Below are 16,927 nucleotides of genomic sequence, written 5' to 3'. Positions count from 1 at the left end.
GCGCGCCCTACTCGAACCGCTCGACGTCCCCCGCGCCGCGCCGCACGATCTCTGCCTCCCCGCCGGAGAAGTCGATGACGGTGGTCGGCTCGGTGCCGCAGTCGCCGGAGTCAAGGACGGCGTCCACCGCATGGTCGAGCCGCTCCTTGATCTCCCAGCCCTGGGTGAGCGGCTCGTCCTCGCCGGGCAGCAGCAGGGTGCTCGACAGGAGCGGTTCGCCCAGCTCGGCGAGGAGCGCCTGGGTCACGACGTGATCGGGGATGCGCACGCCGACCGTCTTCTTCTTCGGGTGCTGCAACTGGCGCGGCACCTCCCGGCTCGCCGGCAGGATGAACGTATAGCTGCCCGGGGTGGCCGCCTTGATCGCGCGGAACACGTCGTTGTCGATCTGCACGAACTTGCCCAGCTGCGCGAAGTCCTGGCAGACCAGGGTGAAGTGGTGCTTGTCGTCGAGGTGCCTGATGGAGCGGATCCGCTCGACGCCGTCACGGTTGCCGAGCCGGCACCCCAGGGCGTAGCAGGAGTCCGTCGGATAGGCGACGAGGGCGCTGTCACGGATGCTGTCGGCGACCGCACTGATGATGCGCGTCTGCGGGTTGTCGGGGTGCACGTCGAAGTACCTGGCCATCCGCCGAGCGTACGGGATCACCCGCGGTCCGGCCCGGTGCACGCGGAGTGAACCGGGCCGGGCGCGCGACCCCTCACTCGGGGACCGGCTCGGCCCCGGCGGCCCTGCCCGCGAGGAGCCGGTTCGCGGTGTGCAGGGCGGCACTGATGTGACGGGTGCCGGTGACCACGCACAGCGTGTAGCCGAGGTCCTCCAGGCGCTGGCGGGTGACGGCGTCCACGGGCGCGCCGCCCGGGGCCGCGCCCTCGCTCAACTGCCGGTACTCGGCGAGGAGTCTGCGCAGCACGGTGGGGTGCGGGATGAGCATCAGGCCGCCTCCCCTGTGGCGCTGCGGCGGACGCGGTCGCAGCTGCGGTTGATCAGCCGCGAGACGTGCATCTGCGAGATGCCGAGCTGTTCGGCGATCCGGCTCTGCGTCATGTCCTCGAAGAACCGCATGTAGAGGATGGCGCGTTCGCGTTCCGGCAGTTCGCGCAGACCCTGCCGGGCGGCCTCCCGGTCGGTGACGAGGTCGAAGCCCGGGTCCGAGGTGCCCAGCACGTCGGCCAGGCTGTATCCGTCGTCCGACGTGGCGAGTTCCGCGTCGAGGGAGAGCGCGGTGTAGCTCTCCAGGGCCTCGAGGCCGTCCCGTACCTCCTGCTCGGTCAGCCCGGTGTGCTCGGCGATGTCCGCGATGCTGGGCTCGCCGGCGCCGGGCGCGTCCGCGAGGTCGCGGCGCGCGGCCCGCACCTTGTTGCGCAGGTCCTGCACCCGGCGCGGCACCCGCAGGTCCCAGGTGCGGTCGCGGAAGTGGCGGCGCAGCTCGCCGGTGATGGTCGGCACGGCGTAGCTCTCGAAGGCGCCGCGCTCCGGGTCGAACCGCTTGATCGCCTTGAGCAGGCCGACGGCGGCGACCTGCTTGAGGTCGTCCAGGCTCTCGCCCCGGTCGCGGTAGCGGCCCGCGATGCGGTGGGCCATCGGCAGCCAGGCCGCCGCGAGTTCCTCGCAGATCAGGTCGTATTCCGGGCCCGCCTCCAGGGTGGCGAGCCGGGCGAAGAGCGCGGCGGTGTCGGGCGCGTCGTCGTGCGGGTGACGCCCGGGGGCCGAGGTGCGCGGGGCAGGGTGTGCGGCGGTCTGGGTCATCATGAAGATTCGCTCCTCCACGGATAACTGCTGGCAGGTCACCGCGGGAGCCGGGGACGACCGGCGGAGCGGACGTCCCCGGGAAAGGACACACCTCTCCCGCGAACGCGCCTCCTGTCCGAAGCACGACTCCCGTTTGCCCCGGCCCCCGCACCGCAAACGGGGGGCCGTGCCGCGAGTTCCGGAAGCGCTTCCGCGGGCGCCCCTGTCACCAGGGCAGGAACACGTGGATCTCCTTGCCGGTGGCATTCGGGACGACGTGCACCTGGCGGGCGAGCGCGCGCACCAGGTGCCAGCCGATGTTGCCGGGGCCGCGGCGCGGGTCCGCGGGGCGCGGCGTCGGCGGTTCGGGGTTGCTGTCGCCGACGGTCAGGTGCAGGCCGTCGAAGGTGCGGCGCAGCGTCAGGGTGACGGGCCCCGGCGCGTACTGCACGGCGTTGGCGACGAGCTCGTCGACGATCAGCAGCGCGTCGTCGCGGCTGTCCGGCTCGTCGGGCGGGACCCGGCGGGCCAGTGTGTCCAGGTAGTCGGCCGCGAACAGCCGGGCGTCGGTCACCCCCCGTGGATCGAGACCGTTCACCACGGTCGCCGCCACCTGGTCGGCGCTCGCCCTCCTGTCACCGTCACCCATCACCGCTGCCCTTCCGTACCGGCCGACCGCACTCCGGAGGGCGCCTTGCCCAACGCGGCGACATCATGTGCATCACCTCTGAGTCCTCTGTGCACACGAGTTCCACGGAGATTCCGCTCACACCCGGCGAACCGTGACAGGAAGCAGCGGCGATGGCGCGCCCGGCACCCCCTGCCTGCACCGTCCGGGGCGGCGGCGGACCATACTGGTCCCACCCCGTCCGCTCACAGAACGACTCCATGTCTAGAACCAGCACCCCTTCGCCCCTCGTTCCCGACACCGCGTGGCTGGGACGCGGGCGCCATCTCGGGCCCGAACCCGAGCAGGACGTCCGGCGCAACCTGATCGCCCTCAAGGCGGCGGGTGTGCTCGACGACTTCCTCGACCTCGGCCCCGCTGATGCCGCGCGCTCCACTGTCCTGCACCCGCGGGACGCGGACGCCGTGCCCGGCCCGGCGGCGCGCCGGCTGTTCGAGGCCCGCTGGCGCCCGGCCGAGGGTGTCACGGTGCGTGCGCAGCTGACCACGTACGACATCGAGGCGCGCCGCAAGGACGGCGCCCCCGGTGTCGGCTGGGTGCTCGCCGCCGAGGCCGAGCGGGCCTGGGACCCGCGCTGGCCGTCGCCGCTGACCATGTTCTGGCCGGACAGCGACACGATCCCGTGGGACCACGACACCGTGGCCGGGCTGCGGCTGCGGGCGCCGAACCCGCTGCCCAAGGACGACGACGAGCTGCGTCACCTGCTGCGGGACTGCGCCAGACAGAGCTGGTACGTGCATGTGGTGGTGCACGAGGCGATGACGCCGGACGCACGCGGACAGCGGCCCCTCACCGCCCATCTGCCGCCGAGCCTGCGCCACCGGGTGATCGAGCACCGGGCGACGCCGGAGCAGGCGCAGATCGCGGACTTCGCGCTGCGGCGTGAGCTGAAGTCGGGGATGCCGCGCGGCGGCGCCGTCGTCCTGCCGACGTCTCCCCCGCCGCCGGGCTACGATGCCGAGCACTTCACGGTGCGCAATGTGTTCCTCGACGGCTCCGAGCAGACCGAACTCCTCGCCAGGATCGCCGAGTTCGCGGCGTTCCCGCGGCCGCTGACCGCCGAGGCGGAGCAGGCGCTGACCCGGCTGCGCAAGGGCTGGCACCTGCTCACGCCGGACGAGGAGCTGGCGCACGCGCAGGAGATGGTCACGCGGTACGCGGAGGCGCTCGACGCGATGACCAAGTCCCGTGACCTGTACCGGGAGGCGGCAGAGGCGGCCCAGGCCGCGCTGGCCGAGGCGACGGGCGGCGACGGGGTGCCGCGCCCGCCCACGGCTTCGGCGGGCAAGGGCGAGGCCTCCCCGCTGAGCGCCTTCACCAAGGCGTTCGGCCGGTTTCGGGATACGGGCAAGTAGCGCGATACCGCGTCACTCCTCCGGGCCGGGGTCGGACATCCGCAGCGCGATCTCCTGGAGCAGCTCGGAGGATGTGACGTCGCCGCGCCCCTCGTCGTGCACCTTGGCGAGCTGCATGAACACGAACGCGAACGCCTCGACGAGCGACACGCTCGCCGGCATCAGGGCCGCGATCGTCAGCTCGGCCGCTTCCTCGGCGGTGGCCCCGGCCGGGATCTCGATGGTCGGGAACACCTCCGAGACCAGTTTGCCGAGTTGGTTGACGTCGGTGTCCAGTGCCTCGCCCGTACCGAGCCTGCGTACCATCTCCTGCGTCTCGGTCAGCACGCCGATGGCCCGCAGGATGATCTCCCTCTGTTCCATGCGAGGAGCCTATGCGCGCGGGGCCGCCGCGCGTGCAACGTGGTCGCAACCTCCTGTCGGCTTCACTGCCCTGTCATGACCGACGTACCGCGCGTGGAGCTGACCTCCGAGGCCGCCGACCTGCTGCGACGTCTGCGGGAGGCCCACGGTCCGCTCATGTTCCATCAGTCCGGCGGCTGTTGTGACGGCAGTGCGCCGATGTGCTACCCCGAGGGCGAGTTCCGCACCGGCGCCTCGGACGTGCTGCTCGCGGAGCTGGTGGTGGAGGGGGTGGCGGAGCCGGTGTCGTTCTGGATGTCGAAGAGCCAGTACGAGGTGTGGAGTCATACGCGTCTGATCGTGGACGTGGTCGAGGGGCGCGGCAGCGGCTTCTCGCTGGAGGCACCGGAGGGCGTGCGTTTCCTGATCCGTTCCCGCCTCGTCGGCACCTAGCCCTCTCCGGGCCATCGACGGGACCGCTGTCGTCTGCTGAACTCCCCTGATGCAGACGAGAGTTGGCAAGAGACACAGAAGAGTGTGCGCGGCCCTCGCGGTCGCGGGCGTGCTGGCCGGCAGCGCCCTGACGGGGGCGCCGCCGGCCAGTGCCGATCCGGTCGCGGTGCGGGTCGCGCCGGGCGTCACGTACACGGAGTTCGACATACCGGCGGCCAAGGGCACGGCGCACGCGCATGTCGTCACGGTCGATCTGCGCGATCCGCACCTACGGGTGGGGCTCCTGCACCCGGGTGCGGTCGGGGCGCGGGCCACCGTGTCGTCGATGGCCGACGCGAGCGGCGCCGTCGCCGGGGTGAACGGGGACTTCTTCAACATCACGGAGACCCAGCACCCGGGCGTCGCGGTGACCGGCGCGGCGGTCGGGCCCGCCGTGGCGGACGGGCACACGCTCAAGGCGGCCGTCCCGGACGGGCAGCGGTTCGGGCCCGCCCTGCCGCCGGGGACCTCGACGCGCGACGTCCTCGGCGTGGGCGTCGACCGGCGGGCCCGGCTCGACAGCCTCGCCCTCGACGGGTCGGTCCGTACCCGCGACGACGAGGTCGCGCTCGGCGGGCTCAACCAGTACGCGCTGCCGGTCGGTTCGGTCGGCGCGTTCACGGCGGACTGGGGACAGGTGTCCCGGGTGCGCGCCACCTGTGGCACGGACACGCAGCGGGCGGCCCCGTGCAGTACGGACACGTACGAGGTGACGGTGCGCCACGGGCGGGTCGTCGCCTCGGCCGACACCCCGGGCAGCGGTCCGATCGCGGCGGACAGCACGGTCCTGGTCGGCCGCGAGGCGGGCGCCCAGTGGCTGCGGAAGCTGTCCGCGGGCGATCCGGTACGGGTCACGCACCGGCTGGTCGCGGCCGGCTCCCGCATCCCGTACGGGTTCGCGGTCGGCGGCTACCCGGTGCTGCGCGACGGCGCCCCGCTGCCCGGTCTCGACGCGAAGACGTCGGCCGTGCGCACCGCCGCCGGGATCGCCGACGACGGCCGGACCCTGATCCTGCTCGCCCTCGACGGCGCGCCCGCCCACCGCACGGGCCTGTCGATCGCCGAAGTGGCCGACACCATGCGGTCGTTGGGGTCGACCGACGCGTTCAGCCTGGACGGCGGAGGCTCCTCGACGCTGGTGACGCGGGAGCCCGGGGCGGCGACGGTGACCGTCCGCAACCATCCCACGGACCCCCCGGAGCGCGCCGTCGCGAACGGCATAGGCGTCTACTCCCGTCCGTAGCCGGTCAGTTGTCGCGTACGGCCACCAGGCCGTTGAAGACGCCGACATAGGCGGTGCCGTCGGGGCCGAGCGTCACGGGCGCCCAGTTGTTGTCGTACGCGACGCCGGTCCCGGCGAGCCGCTTCCAACGGGTCTCGCCGGTGCGGAAGTCGACGGCCGTGAGGTACCAGGCGTCGATTCCGAGGGAGTTGGGCTCCTTCGTGTAGAAGTACAGCAGCCCGTTGGCGGTGGAGAGCTTCGGCACGGTGGAGGGCGAGCGCACACCGCTCTCCCACACCGTGTCGCAGCCGCTGCCGTCGGCGCGTACGTCGATGCGGGTGACGCCCCCGACGACGCTGCGGCCGAAGGTGAGCGACGTGATGTTCTCGTAGCCGAAGTTGTTCTCGACGACGAGGCTGTTCCCGTACGAGATGAGGGAGTTGTCGGTCGTCGAGGAGCCCGGGCCGAAGACCGGGACCTTGCAGACGAGGCGGCGGTCGTCGGGGACCTCGGCGCCGCGCCGGTAGACGAGGACGTTCATACGGTCGTCGGCGTTGTCGGTGATGGCGACATAGTCGTCCTCGACGCCGAAGAGGTCGGGTGTGGTGCCCGAACCCTGGTTCACGGACCCGGGTTTGGTGCCGGTGCCGCGGTCGTAGGTCTGGCGCCAGACCGCCTTCGGGGTGCCGTCGGCGGCGGCCTCGAACGCGTACAGCGCGTGGTCGGTGACGATGGAGACGCCGTCCTTGGCGACGGAGAACGAGTTCTGGATCTCCTCCCCTTCGAGGCGGATCGCGCGGAGCGCGCCGGTGGCGGGGTCGACGGTGCCGACGCGGCCCTGCCGGGTCACCCACCAGATCCGTCCGTCCCAGTCGGGCATCACGGCCGTGACGGGGTCGCAGTCGCCGCTCGGGTGGAGGTTCGTCCAGCTGACGCAGTCGTGCGGGACCTGCCCGGTGAGGTCCCAGTCGTCGGTGACGGTGAACCGCCAACTGCCGTCCGCCGCCTGCTCGTGCGCGAGGCGGACGATGTGCTGCCTGGAGTCGGCGAGGACGAGGCGGTCCTGGTCGTCGAGGTAGGAGTAGGCGCCGCCCGACGTGTCCTTGAAGATCTTCGAGAAGTCGAGCCGGGTGATCGCCTCGACGGTGGAAGGCCGTTGCGGGAGCCGGTACTCGGCGAGCGTGGCGAGGCTGTGCGGGTCGAGGAGTTTGACGAGGAAGCCGGTGAAGGTGCCGCAGACGGTGACGATGCGGCCGGCTCTGTCGAAGGTGACGGTGGCGCACTCGCCGCCGAGCGCCGCCATCTGCTCGCTGCGGACCGTCGGGCTCTTCCCGTTCGGTCCGCTCCAGGGGTACGTGCCGCTCCCCCAGGCGTCCGCGTGCATCCCGCTGCGGCCGTTGGCCGCGAGGTGGGGATGCTGGTCGGGGGCCTTGCCGGGGACGGGCCGCGGGGTCGCCGGCGCGCCCGTGTACTGCTCGACGAGGCGGTGGCCCGGGGCCTTGGGGATCTCGTCGGCGAAGGCCCCCGGAGGCTGCACGGCGCAGGCCGCCGCGAAGGTGAGGGCGAGGACTGCGGCGCGGGCGAGGTGTCTGCGAGGCGGCATGCGCCGAAGCTAGGTCGCCACCCTTGAAGTGTCCATGCGCATACGGGAGTTGTTCACGAACCCGAAACGATCAGCCGGATCGGGTCGCAGGTCACGGGTCGAGACTGCTGACCAGACCGGCGGTGGCGTTGATCCCGTCGTGGATGGTCGGGGCCGCGCTGGTCCCGGCGAGCAGGAACCCCAGCAGGACGCAGACGAGGGCGTGCGACAGCTTCATGGCTCCGTTGCGCAGGAAGATCACCGCGACGATCAGGAGCAACAGCACGAGCGAAATGGACAGAGACACCGTCGAACCTCCTCCGCCACGTCAACACCGTGGCTTTCGGCCGCAAGTGTGACGCAGCGGAGGGCGCCCGCCGGGGCATGACCTGTCCCCCGAACGGGTGTTAACAGCGGGTCACCGTAGGGCGGTCACCGGTCGCGGGCGTCGAGGAAGGCCTCGAGTCCGGCGAGGTCGTCGGTGTTGAGGTGGTCGACGCCGGCGGCGATCAAATCGGCCCAGACCGCGTCGCGTTCGGGTCCGGCGAGATCGGGGGTCGCCCAGAACCTCACGCGCTGCCCGTGCGCGTGGGCGGCGTCGACGATGCCGCGCAGCTTGGCGCGTTCGGCCGCGGGGATCGGTCCCGTGCCGAGCCAGGTGAAGTTGTTCGCCCAGTTGTCGCTGATCAGCGGAATGAGGGAGGCGGGGGCTGCGGTGCCGAGGTCGGCGAGGCGGCCGTCGTAGAAGGCGCTGCGGCGGCGCTGCGCCTCCATGGGGGCGCGGGCGGCGCGGTCGCCGGAGACGACGGCCGTGACGGGCCCGGTGTGCACCTTGCCGTGGGCGTACGTGGTGAACAGGCCGCGGTAGCGGCGCAGTTGCCGGTCGAGTTCGAGGTAGGTCGCGGCGCCCTCGGTCTTGATGTCGACGAGGAGCTGGAGCGGGGCGCGCCATCCCCGGTACACGGAGCCGTGGTTGGCCCGGACGCGGGCGGCGAGCGGGGCCAGGTAGAGGGAGTCGAGGGTGCGCGACGGGTCGAGGTCGATCGGGTCGTGGGCGACGAGGAGTTCGCCGTTCACGAGGTAGATGTCGGCCTCGACGCTGTTGAACCGGTGGTCGAGCGCGTCGAACAGGGGCCGGGGGTGCTCGTAGTCGTTGTGGGCGTGCGCGCGGTACAGCGGGCGGGGGTCGCGCTTGCCTTGGCCGGCGTGGGCGAGGCCGGGCGCGGCGACACCGGTGGCGAGTGCGGCGGCGAGGGTGCCGAGGGCTCTGCGGCGGGTGGTCAGGGCCATGTGTGCCTCCCGTGGTGGGCCGGTGGGGACACGGGTGAGTATGCGGGGCACGGGGCTTCAAAGGGCAGTGGCGTGACGGGAGTTGGCCGGACTGCCGCCGTCGGTTCACCGCGGGGTCATCGACGTCAGCGCGTCGGCTCCGCCGCATAGCGCCTGCGGAGCCGGGTGAAGGCGGTGAGTGTCGGCCGCCGCGGCAGGAACGCCTTGATCCGCTCGGCGCAGGCGCGCGGGTCAAGGGCGCCGGTGTCGATCTCCAGGTCGTAGTCGCCGTGCCGGTGCACGAGACCGAACTGGAGCGCCGCGAGCCCGGCGGGCCGGTCGCCGCGGGAGCGCTCGCGGCGCTCCAGTTCCTCCAGGGGGCAGTGCACGCCGACGAAGACGACGTCCTCGGGGTGCAGCACGGCCAGGCAGTCGCGCAGCCGCCACGGCTCGCTGAGCACGTAGTCGACGACGAGGTCGTTGCCGACCTCGGCCATGGCGGCGACCGACCGGTGAAAGCCCTCCCTCGTGCAGCGCAGGGCGGCGTCGAGCTCGTCGGGTTCCAGTTCCCTCTTCGTGCGCATCGCGCCGAAGGCGTCCACCGCCAGATGGAAGTGGACGCCGTCGTCGAGCACGTCGAGCAGTTCCCGGGCGATGCTCGACTTTCCTGAACTGGACGTGCCGTTGAGGAAGATGATCCGGCCGCGTGTCATGCGGGCATGATCACACGCGTCCTCAGGGCGCGCGCAGGTCGACCAGTTCGGCCAGTTCCTCCCGGTGCCGGCCCGCCGTGCCGAGGGCGATGGAGTCGGCCTTGGCGCGCTTGAGGTAGAGGTGGATCGGGTGCTCCCAGGTCATGCCGATGCCGGCGTGCAGCTGGAGGGCCTCCTCGGCGGCGTGCACCGCGACCTGCGCCGCGTAGGCCTGGGCGACGGCCACCGCGATGTCGGTGTCCTCGCTGCCGGTGGCCAGCGCGTCGGCCGCGTTGCGCGCGGCGGCGCGGGTGCCGACGACTTCCAGCCACAACTGGGCGAGGCGGTGCTTGAGCGACTGGAAGGAGGCGATGGGCCGGTTGAACTGGTGGCGCTCGCGCGTGTAGCGCACCGTCTCCGTCAACAGCCAGTCGGCGACGCCCAGTTGCTCGGAGGCCAGGAGCCCGGCCCCGGCGCGCAGGGCTCGGCGTACGGCCGGTGCGGCGCTGTCGGCGAGCAGGCGGCCGGGGGCACCGGCCAGCGCGACGGTGGCCAGCGGGCGGGTGCGGTCGAAGGAGGTCTGCCCTTCGACGGTGACGCCCTCGGCCGTGGCGTCGACGGCGAAGAGGCCTTCCGCCGTGGGGACCAGGAACACGTCGGCGGCGGCCGCGTCCGCGACTCCGGTGACCCGCCCGGTCAGGGCTCCGTCCGACGCTCGAACGTCCTTGAAGTCGCGGCCCGGGGTCGCCGACAGGGGCACGGTGAGCGCGCCGACGGTGCGGCCGGAGGCGAGGGACGCGAGGAGCGTCGCGGCCTCCTCCGTGTCGCAGGCGAGCAGCGCCTCGGTGGCGATGACGGCGCTGGTCAGGTAGGGGACGGGGGCGACGGCGCGCCCCAACTCCTCCAGGACGACGGCCGCTTCGCGGTGCGAGGCGCCCTGACCGCCGCGCTCCTCGGGGACCAGGAGACCGGCGAGGCCCATGCTCTCGGCGAGGTTCTTCCACAGGGCGCGGTCGTGCGGCGCCTCCGCCTCGATGCGGGCGAGGACGGCGGTGGCGTCGCAGTGGTCGGCGAGCAGGTCGCGGACCGCCGAGCGGAGCGCTTCCTCTTCCTCGGAGTACAGCAGGTCGGTCATCGGGAGAGGTCCTTCCAGGCGACGTCCTTGTCGGTGCGCGGCTCGGGCGGCAGGCCCAGGACGCGCTCGGCGACGATGTTCAGCAGGACCTCGCTCGTCCCGCCCTCGATGCTGTTGCCCTTGGCGCGCAGGTAGCGGTAGCCGGCCTCGCGGCCCGCGAAGTCGACGATCTCGGGGCGGCGCAGCGTCCAGTCGTCGTACAACAGGCCCTCTTCACCGAGGAGTTCGACCTCCAGGCCGCTGATCTCCTGGTTGAGGCGGGCGAAGCCGAGCTTCATGCCGGCACCCTCGGGTCCCGGGTGACCGGCGACGAGCTGCTGGCGCAGACGCTCGCCGGTGAGGCGGGCGACCTCGGCGTCGACCCACAGCTTCACGAGGCGCTGGTGCAGGTCCTGCGTGCGCAGCTCGGGGCGCTCGCGCCACTTCTTCGCGACGATGCCGATGAGGCCGCCCTCGCGCGGGATGCGGGCACCGCCGATCGCGACCCTCTCGTTGTTGAGGGTGGTCTGGGCGACCTTCCAGCCGTTGCCGACGGCGCCGAGGCGGTGCGCGTCGGGGATGCGGACGTCGGTGAGGAACACCTCGTTGAACTCGGCCTCGCCGGTGATCTGGCGCAGCGGCCGCACGTCGACGCCGGGGTCGGTCATGTCGCACACGAAGTACGTGATGCCCTTGTGCTTGGGCACGTCCGGGTCGGTGCGGGCGATGAGGATGGCGAACCGGGCGTTGTGCGCGCCGGACGTCCACACCTTCTGGCCGTTGACGGTCCAGGTGTCGCCGTCGAGGACGGCGCGGGTGCCGAGCGCGGCGAGGTCGGATCCGGCGCCGGGCTCGCTGAAGAGCTGGCACCAGATCTCCTGGCCGGTCCACAGCGGCTTGAGGAAGCGCCGCTTCTGCTCGTCGGTGCCGAAGGCGAGGATGGTGGGGGCGGCCATGCCGAGCCCGATGCCGTTGCGCCGGGGGTCGTTGTCCGGGGCGCCGGCCGCTTCCAGTTCGGCGTCAACGACGGCCTGGAGGGAGCGCGGGGCGTCGAGCCCGCCGAGGCCCTTCGGGTAGTGCACCCAGGCCAGGCCCGCGTCGAAGCGCGCGCTGAGGAAGTCGGCGCGGGGAGTCGTGGCGGGCGGGTGGGCGGCCAGGAACTCCTGCGTGAGCGTGCGCAGTTGTGCGGCGTCGACGGTCATGCCGCGGCTCCTTCCTTGGCGGCGGCGAGGCCGGGGATGACGGCGACGCGGCCCGTGGTGACGCCGTCCGCGACGCGCTGCACGGCGGCCGCGGCGTCGGTCAGGTCGACCCGCTCGCTGACCAGCGGCTTGATGGCACCGCTCGCGGCGAGTTCGGTGAGCCGCTCGTGGCAGTGCGGGATGAGCTTGGGGTTCTTGCTCGCGTACAGGCCCCAGTGCAGGCCCATGATCGAGTAGTTCTTCACCAGGGCGTGGTTGAGCGCGGGGCTCGGGATGGTGCCGCTCGCGAAGCCGACGACGACGATCCGGCCCTCGAAGGCGACGGTCTTCGCGGACTGCGTGTACGCCTCGCCGCCGACCGGGTCGTAGATCACGTCGGCGCCGCGCCCGCCGGTGGCTTCCTTCACGGCGGCGATGACGTCCTCGGAGCGCCGGTCGATGACGACGTCGCAGCCGAGCTCGGCCGCGACCTTCGCCTTCGCGGGTCCGCCGACGACGCCGATGACCCGGGCGCCCGCGGCCTTGCCGAGCTGGACGGCGGCGCTGCCGACCCCGCCGGCGGCGGCGTGCACGAGCAGCGTCTCGCCGTCCTGGAGGCGGGCGCGCTGGTGCAGGCCGAACCAGCCGGTCTGGTAGCCGATGTGCAGGGCGGCCGTCTCGGCGTCGTCCAGGGCGTCGGGCGCGGGCAGCAGACCGCGCGCGTCCGCGACGGCGTACTCGGCGAAGCCGCCGTAGGGCAGGGCCGGGTTGGCGATGACGCGGCGGCCGTCCTCGGTCTCGCCGCAGATCTCCACGCCCGGGGTGAACGGCAGCGGCGGCCTGACCTGGTACTGACCGCGGCACATCAGCGCGTCCGGGAAGTTGATGTTGGCGGCGCGCACCTTGAGCAGGACCTGCCCCTCGCCGGGCACGGGGCGCTCGACCTCTTCGAGGCGCATCACCTCGCTCGGCTCGCCGATCTCGTGCACTTGCCATGCCTGCATGCGGGGCCTCCACGGGACTGCGTCGTCACACCAGCTTCGACCGCATACTAAGCGGTCGCTTGCCGATCTGTGAATGCCCCTGCGGAGCCTCTGACCCTCACTCCTCCGACCGTGCCGCTCGCGCGGGCCGTGCCCGTACGTGCATCCGCTCCCCCTGCGGTCCGAAGAGGCTGAGGAACTCGGCGGGCCCTTCCCCCGTCGACCCGAACCAGTGCGGCACACGGGTGTCGAACTCGACGGCCTCGCCGGGCCCGAGGATCACGTCGTGCTCACCGAGCACGAGGCGCAGCTTGCCGGAGAGCATGTACAGCCACTCGTAGCCCTCGTGGGTGCGCGGGTCCGGCTCCATCCGGCGCTGCGGCTCGATCACCTTGTACGCCTGGAGGCCGCCGGGCTGCCGGGTCAGCGGGATCAGGGTCCGGCCGCCCATCGTGATGGGCTTCGCGCGCACCCGCGGGTCCTCCACCGGCGGCGCCCCCACCAGCTCGTCCAGCGGGACCTTGTGGGCTCGGGCGATGGGCAGCAGCAGCTCGAGGCTGGGCTTGCGCAGCCCGGACTCCAGGCGGGAGAGCGTGCTGACCGAGATGCCGGTGGTCTCGGAGAGCCCGGAGAGGGTGGCGCCGCGCTCCTTGCGCAGCGCCCGCAGCCGCGGGCCCACCCCGGACAGGACGGAGTCCATGCTCGCCTCGGCCGGTTCGTCGTCGTGGTCCTGCGTGTGCCGGTTCATGCATCCATTGCAGTTTCGGCAAACCCATTTGTCAATACGGCGGGCTCGGATGCACCTTCATGAGTACCGGCAGACACGGGACGACACGGACGACGAGGTGGGCACATGGTCAGGACGGAGAAGCAGACGTACGAGGTGGTGGTGGTCGGCGGCGGCACGGCGGGCCTGTCGGCGGCGCTGGTCCTGGGACGCTCGCGCCGCTCGGTGCTCGTGGTCGACGCGGGCGAGCCGCGCAACGCGCCGGCCGCGCACATGCAGGGCTACCCGTCGCGGGACGGCATGCCGCCCGCGGAGTTCCTGGCCGAGGTGCGTCGCGAGGTCACCGGCTACGGCGTCGAGCTCGTCCGGGACCGGGTGACGGCGGCCGAACCCGACGCGTCCGGCGAGTTCGACGTGGCGTTCGCGGGCGGCGGCCGGGTGCACGCGCGCCGCCTGGTGGTGGCCACCGGCCTCGTCGACGAGCTGCCGGAGATCCCCGGGGTCGCCGAGCGCTGGGGCAAGGACGTGATCCACTGCCCGTACTGCCACGGCTACGAGGTGCGGGACGAGCCGATCGGCGTCCTGTACGGCTCGGCGTCGGGCATCCACCAGGCCTTGCTGTTCAGCCAGCTGTCGGACGACGTGACGCTGTTCCTGCACGAGGCCGACGAGGACGAACTCCCCGACGCCGACTGGCAGATGCTCGCCGCCGCCGGAGTGAGCGTCGTCAGCGGTACGGTCGCCGGGCTCGTCGTCGAGGACGACCGGCTGACCGGCGTACGGCTCACCGGCGGGCGGGTGGTCGCGCGCTCGGTGTTCGTCGTGCCGACCCGCATGGTGCCCCGCGACTCGCTGCTGGCCGCCCTGGGCGCGCGGACGAAGGAGACGCCGGCCGGCCCCTTCGTCGACGTCGACCCGACGGGACTGACGAGCGTGCCGGGCGTGTGGGCGGTGGGGAACGCGGCGGGGCCCGCGGAGCAGGTGGTCAACGCGGCGAGCGCCGGGTACCGGGCCGGGGTCTTCATCAACATGGACCTGCTCCACACGGACCTGGAGCGGGCGGTCGAGGAGCGGCGGTCCGGGGTGTTCTCCCCGGAGGGCGAGCGGGCGGTCGCCCGGGCTCTCGCGAAGACGGCGTCCGCGTGAAGTTGGTTGCGGGCATGGAGGGTTGAGCCGTCAAGCGGTATCCATGCCACATGGATACCGCCTCCGCCCCCGGCCTGCCCGCCCCTCCCCCGCTCGGCACGTCGGCGCTGCCTCCGGACACGTACGACGGCAGGCTCGTCCTGGTGACGGGGGGCGGCACCGGCCTCGGGCGGGCCGTCGCCGCCGAGTTCGCACGGCTCGGCGCGGCGGTGATGATCGTCAGCCGGAAGGCGGAGCATCTGGCGCCCGCCCGCGAGGAGTTGGGCCGGATCGAGGGCGCGGGCCCGGTCACGGCGGCGACCTGCGACATACGGGACGCGGCGCGCATCGCCGAGGTCTTCGACGCGGCCGAGGCGGCGCACGGCCGTGCCCCCGACGTCCTGGTGAACAACGCCGCCGCCAACTTTCCCGTGCCCGCCGAGGAGTTGACGCCGAACGGCTGGCGCTCGGTGGTCGACATCACACTCAACGGGACGTTCCTGATGACCCGCGAGTTCGGGCGCAGACACCTGGCGGCGGGCACGCCGGGTTCGGTGATCGCGGTCGGCGCGTCGTACGCCTGGACCGGAGGCCCGGGGTTCGCACACAGCGCGGCGGCCAAGGCGGGCGTGAAGAACCTGGTGGAGACCCTCGCCGTCGAATGGGGCCCGTACGGCATCCAGGTCAACGGGCTGGTGCCCGGGCTGATGCCGCACGACGACATGACGGCCGACATTCGCGCGAACCTCGACCGGGCCGACGCCCCGGGCGCGCGCCAGCCCGCTCTCCGGGTGGGCGCGCCACGGGAGTTGGGCTGGGCGGCGACCTTCCTCGCGTCGCCGTACGCCCGGTTCATCAGCGGCCACACCCTGGTGGTGGACGGGGCGAACTGGCAGCGCCGGGATCTGGTCAACGCTCCGGTGACGCCGGTCCGGGAGCAGCTGGGGCGCGGCCCGTTCGACCCGCACTGAGAGCCTGTCCTCGAAGGCGAGCGGCGTCAGCCGAGGCGCTGTCCGTAGACGCGGTCGACGGCCATCCTCATCAGGACGCGCCGGTCGGCGACCATGACGGCCCGGTACTCGTCCCAGTCGGGGTGCTCACCGGCGGCCGCGCGGTAGTAGGCGACCAGCGCCTCCACCTCGGGGCCGTGCGGATCGGTGCCGGGGCCGATCAGGGTGACCTTGCCCTCGGCGGTGGCCCAGCTGCGGCCGTCGGGACCGGTGACCTCCAGGGCCGCCCGCGGGTCGCGGCGCAGGTTCGCCGTCTTGGCGCGCCCTTCGGTCATCGAGACGTAGAGGATCTCGGCGGCGCGGTCGTAGGAGGGCATGACGGGTGAGAGCTGGGGCAGGCCGTCGGACTTGATGGTGGCGAGGACGCCGAGGCGGCTCTCGGCGAGGAGGGCGCGGGGGTCGAAGTCTGCGGTGGTCATACCGTCCGCAACAGGCCCGCCGCGGCGGAGATTCCGCGGCGTTCACGCCCCACGGAACTGCGGTGGCCGCCGCTCGCCCTTCGCCGCGAACCCCTCGGTCGCGTCGTCCGAGGTGAGGGTGAGGGCGGCGCTCATCGCCACCCGGTCGAGGGCCGCGTCGAGTCCGGCATCGGCGTACGCGTCGATGTCGCGTTTGACGGACTGCACGGCGAGGGGCGCGTTGGCGGCGATCTCGGCGGCGACGTCCCGCGCCGTGCTCTCCAACTCGGCGGCGGGGACGACCTGTTGAAGCAGTCGCAGCTCCCGGGCCGTGTCCGCGTCGATGCGCCGTCCGGTGAGCGCGAGGAACTTGGCCCAGCCCGCGCCCGCCTCGCGTGCGATCCGCAGGTCGCCGCCCGCGTCGACGGCGACGCCGAGCCGGGCCTCGGGCAGCGCGAACACGGCGTCGTCCGCCGCGATCCGCACGTCCGCCATCAGGGCCAGCTCGAACCCGAAGCCCAGGCAGTACCCCTGTACGGCGGCGACCACGGGCTGCGGGAGCCGGGCGAACGCGGCGAACCGCTCGTGGACCCAGCGGATGCCCTCGTAGTAGGCGCGGCTGCGCGCGGAGCCGCTCTCGCCCTCGATCCCGCCGCCGGGCGCGGTCACGTCGATGCCCGCGCAGAAGGCGCGGCCCTCGGCCCGCAGCAGGACGACACGGATGCGGTCGTCGAAGCGGATCCGGTCGGCGAGGAGCCCGAGCTGCCGGCTCGACTCCCAGCTCCAGGCGTTGAGCTTGGCCGGGCGGCACAGGGTGAGGACGCCGATCCCGTCCTTCCCGACGTCCAGGCGCAGCCGCCGCGCCTCGCCGTCGGGGATCTCGGTGTCGAGGGTGTCGATCATGTGGCCTCCGGCCGGTTCGTCGGCGGGTGCGGGCGGCGCGCAGCGTAACCGGTCCGCGTACGACCTTGAAGACCTGCACGGGAAGAGCCGGGAGTAGACACTGTCTACCGCT

The 16,927-nt window shown here is 72.7% G+C and carries 20 protein-coding genes; 5 read left to right on the top strand and 15 right to left on the bottom strand.

The window, feature by feature from the left end; genetic code table 11:
- Positions 1 to 7: 7 nt before the first annotated feature.
- The 4 genes from AB0L37_RS11295 to AB0L37_RS11280 form a co-directional block, all read right to left on the bottom strand.
- Positions 8 to 628, bottom strand: a complete 621-nt coding sequence (locus AB0L37_RS11295) for an L-threonylcarbamoyladenylate synthase (RefSeq protein ID WP_365502840.1) — start codon at positions 626 to 628, stop codon at positions 8 to 10.
- 73 nt (positions 629 to 701) lie between these two features.
- Complete coding sequence (locus tag AB0L37_RS11290) at positions 702 to 935, bottom strand: DUF5133 domain-containing protein (protein ID WP_365502838.1); 234 nt, start codon at positions 933 to 935, stop codon at positions 702 to 704.
- Complete coding sequence (locus AB0L37_RS11285; RefSeq protein WP_365502837.1) at positions 935 to 1,753, bottom strand: SigB/SigF/SigG family RNA polymerase sigma factor; 819 nt, start codon at positions 1,751 to 1,753, stop codon at positions 935 to 937. The genes AB0L37_RS11290 and AB0L37_RS11285 overlap by 1 nt, the downstream gene beginning before the upstream one ends.
- 205 nt (positions 1,754 to 1,958) lie before the next feature.
- On the bottom strand, positions 1,959 to 2,381 hold the full coding sequence (locus tag AB0L37_RS11280; protein ID WP_365502835.1) for an ATP-binding protein: 423 nt from the start codon (positions 2,379 to 2,381) through the stop codon (positions 1,959 to 1,961).
- A 239-nt stretch (positions 2,382 to 2,620) separates the two neighbouring features.
- Here AB0L37_RS11280 and AB0L37_RS11275 point away from each other — a divergent pair, with 239 nt between their 5' ends.
- Entirely contained in the window at positions 2,621 to 3,775 is a 1,155-nt protein-coding gene (locus AB0L37_RS11275) for a hypothetical protein (RefSeq protein ID WP_365502833.1), read from the top strand.
- A gap of 12 nt (positions 3,776 to 3,787) precedes the next feature.
- Here AB0L37_RS11275 and AB0L37_RS11270 read toward each other — a convergent pair whose 3' ends face one another.
- Positions 3,788 to 4,138 carry a hypothetical protein gene (locus AB0L37_RS11270; protein ID WP_365502831.1) on the bottom strand — a complete coding sequence of 117 codons (351 nt, stop codon included), beginning with the start codon at positions 4,136 to 4,138 and terminating at the stop codon, positions 3,788 to 3,790.
- 75 nt (positions 4,139 to 4,213) lie between these two features.
- Here AB0L37_RS11270 and AB0L37_RS11265 point away from each other — a divergent pair, with 75 nt between their 5' ends.
- Together AB0L37_RS11265 and AB0L37_RS11260 are read left to right on the top strand one after the other, a co-directional pair.
- Positions 4,214 to 4,570, top strand: a complete 357-nt coding sequence (locus AB0L37_RS11265; RefSeq protein ID WP_365502829.1) for a DUF779 domain-containing protein — start codon at positions 4,214 to 4,216, stop codon at positions 4,568 to 4,570.
- A 49-nt stretch (positions 4,571 to 4,619) separates the two neighbouring features.
- The gene (locus AB0L37_RS11260; protein WP_365502827.1) at positions 4,620 to 5,852 is read left to right on the top strand and encodes a phosphodiester glycosidase family protein; all 1,233 of its coding nucleotides are present in this window, start codon (positions 4,620 to 4,622) and stop codon (positions 5,850 to 5,852) included.
- 4 nt (positions 5,853 to 5,856) lie between these two features.
- On the opposite strand, the gene AB0L37_RS11255 is transcribed toward AB0L37_RS11260, so the two are convergent.
- From AB0L37_RS11255 to AB0L37_RS11220, 8 genes are all read right to left on the bottom strand, one after another.
- A complete protein-coding gene (locus AB0L37_RS11255) occupies positions 5,857 to 7,434 on the bottom strand; it encodes a hypothetical protein (protein ID WP_365502825.1) in 1,578 nt (525 codons plus the stop codon).
- 91 nt (positions 7,435 to 7,525) lie between these two features.
- Positions 7,526 to 7,720 (bottom strand): hypothetical protein, encoded by a 195-nt coding sequence (locus AB0L37_RS11250; RefSeq protein WP_365502823.1) that lies wholly within the window; start codon positions 7,718 to 7,720, stop codon positions 7,526 to 7,528.
- 125 nt (positions 7,721 to 7,845) lie between these two features.
- Positions 7,846 to 8,703 (bottom strand): phosphatidylinositol-specific phospholipase C/glycerophosphodiester phosphodiesterase family protein, encoded by an 858-nt coding sequence (locus tag AB0L37_RS11245; RefSeq protein ID WP_365502821.1) that lies wholly within the window; start codon positions 8,701 to 8,703, stop codon positions 7,846 to 7,848.
- A gap of 125 nt (positions 8,704 to 8,828) precedes the next feature.
- A complete protein-coding gene (locus tag AB0L37_RS11240) occupies positions 8,829 to 9,395 on the bottom strand; it encodes an AAA family ATPase (protein ID WP_365502819.1) in 567 nt (188 codons plus the stop codon).
- Between the two features lie 22 nt (positions 9,396 to 9,417).
- Positions 9,418 to 10,509, bottom strand: coding sequence for an acyl-CoA dehydrogenase family protein (locus AB0L37_RS11235; RefSeq protein WP_365502817.1), 1,092 nt, complete (start codon positions 10,507 to 10,509; stop codon positions 9,418 to 9,420).
- Positions 10,506 to 11,690 carry an acyl-CoA dehydrogenase family protein gene (locus tag AB0L37_RS11230; protein ID WP_365502815.1) on the bottom strand — a complete coding sequence of 395 codons (1,185 nt, stop codon included), beginning with the start codon at positions 11,688 to 11,690 and terminating at the stop codon, positions 10,506 to 10,508. The genes AB0L37_RS11235 and AB0L37_RS11230 overlap by 4 nt, the downstream gene beginning before the upstream one ends.
- Positions 11,687 to 12,673, bottom strand: a complete 987-nt coding sequence (locus tag AB0L37_RS11225) for an NADPH:quinone oxidoreductase family protein (protein ID WP_365502813.1) — start codon at positions 12,671 to 12,673, stop codon at positions 11,687 to 11,689. The genes AB0L37_RS11230 and AB0L37_RS11225 overlap by 4 nt, the downstream gene beginning before the upstream one ends.
- 97 nt (positions 12,674 to 12,770) lie before the next feature.
- Entirely contained in the window at positions 12,771 to 13,400 is a 630-nt protein-coding gene (locus AB0L37_RS11220; protein WP_365502811.1) for an XRE family transcriptional regulator, read from the bottom strand.
- 105 nt (positions 13,401 to 13,505) lie between these two features.
- On the opposite strand from AB0L37_RS11220, the gene AB0L37_RS11215 reads away from it, so the two are divergent.
- Entirely contained in the window at positions 13,506 to 14,525 is a 1,020-nt protein-coding gene (locus AB0L37_RS11215; RefSeq protein WP_365502809.1) for an NAD(P)/FAD-dependent oxidoreductase, read from the top strand.
- Positions 14,526 to 14,575: 50 nt separating this feature from the next.
- Positions 14,576 to 15,475, top strand: a complete 900-nt coding sequence (locus AB0L37_RS11210; protein WP_365502807.1) for an SDR family oxidoreductase — start codon at positions 14,576 to 14,578, stop codon at positions 15,473 to 15,475.
- A gap of 26 nt (positions 15,476 to 15,501) precedes the next feature.
- On the opposite strand, the gene AB0L37_RS11205 is transcribed toward AB0L37_RS11210, so the two are convergent.
- Entirely contained in the window at positions 15,502 to 15,933 is a 432-nt protein-coding gene (locus AB0L37_RS11205; RefSeq protein WP_365502805.1) for a PPOX class F420-dependent oxidoreductase, read from the bottom strand.
- A gap of 42 nt (positions 15,934 to 15,975) precedes the next feature.
- On the bottom strand, positions 15,976 to 16,815 hold the full coding sequence (locus AB0L37_RS11200; protein WP_365502803.1) for an enoyl-CoA hydratase/isomerase family protein: 840 nt from the start codon (positions 16,813 to 16,815) through the stop codon (positions 15,976 to 15,978).
- Between the last annotated feature and the right edge of the window lie 112 nt (positions 16,816 to 16,927).

Source organism: Streptomyces sp. NPDC052225 (assembly GCF_040679615.1).
Taxonomy (GTDB): Bacteria; Actinomycetota; Actinomycetes; order Streptomycetales; family Streptomycetaceae; genus Streptomyces.
This window is presented reverse-complemented; position numbering and strand designations above follow the sequence as displayed.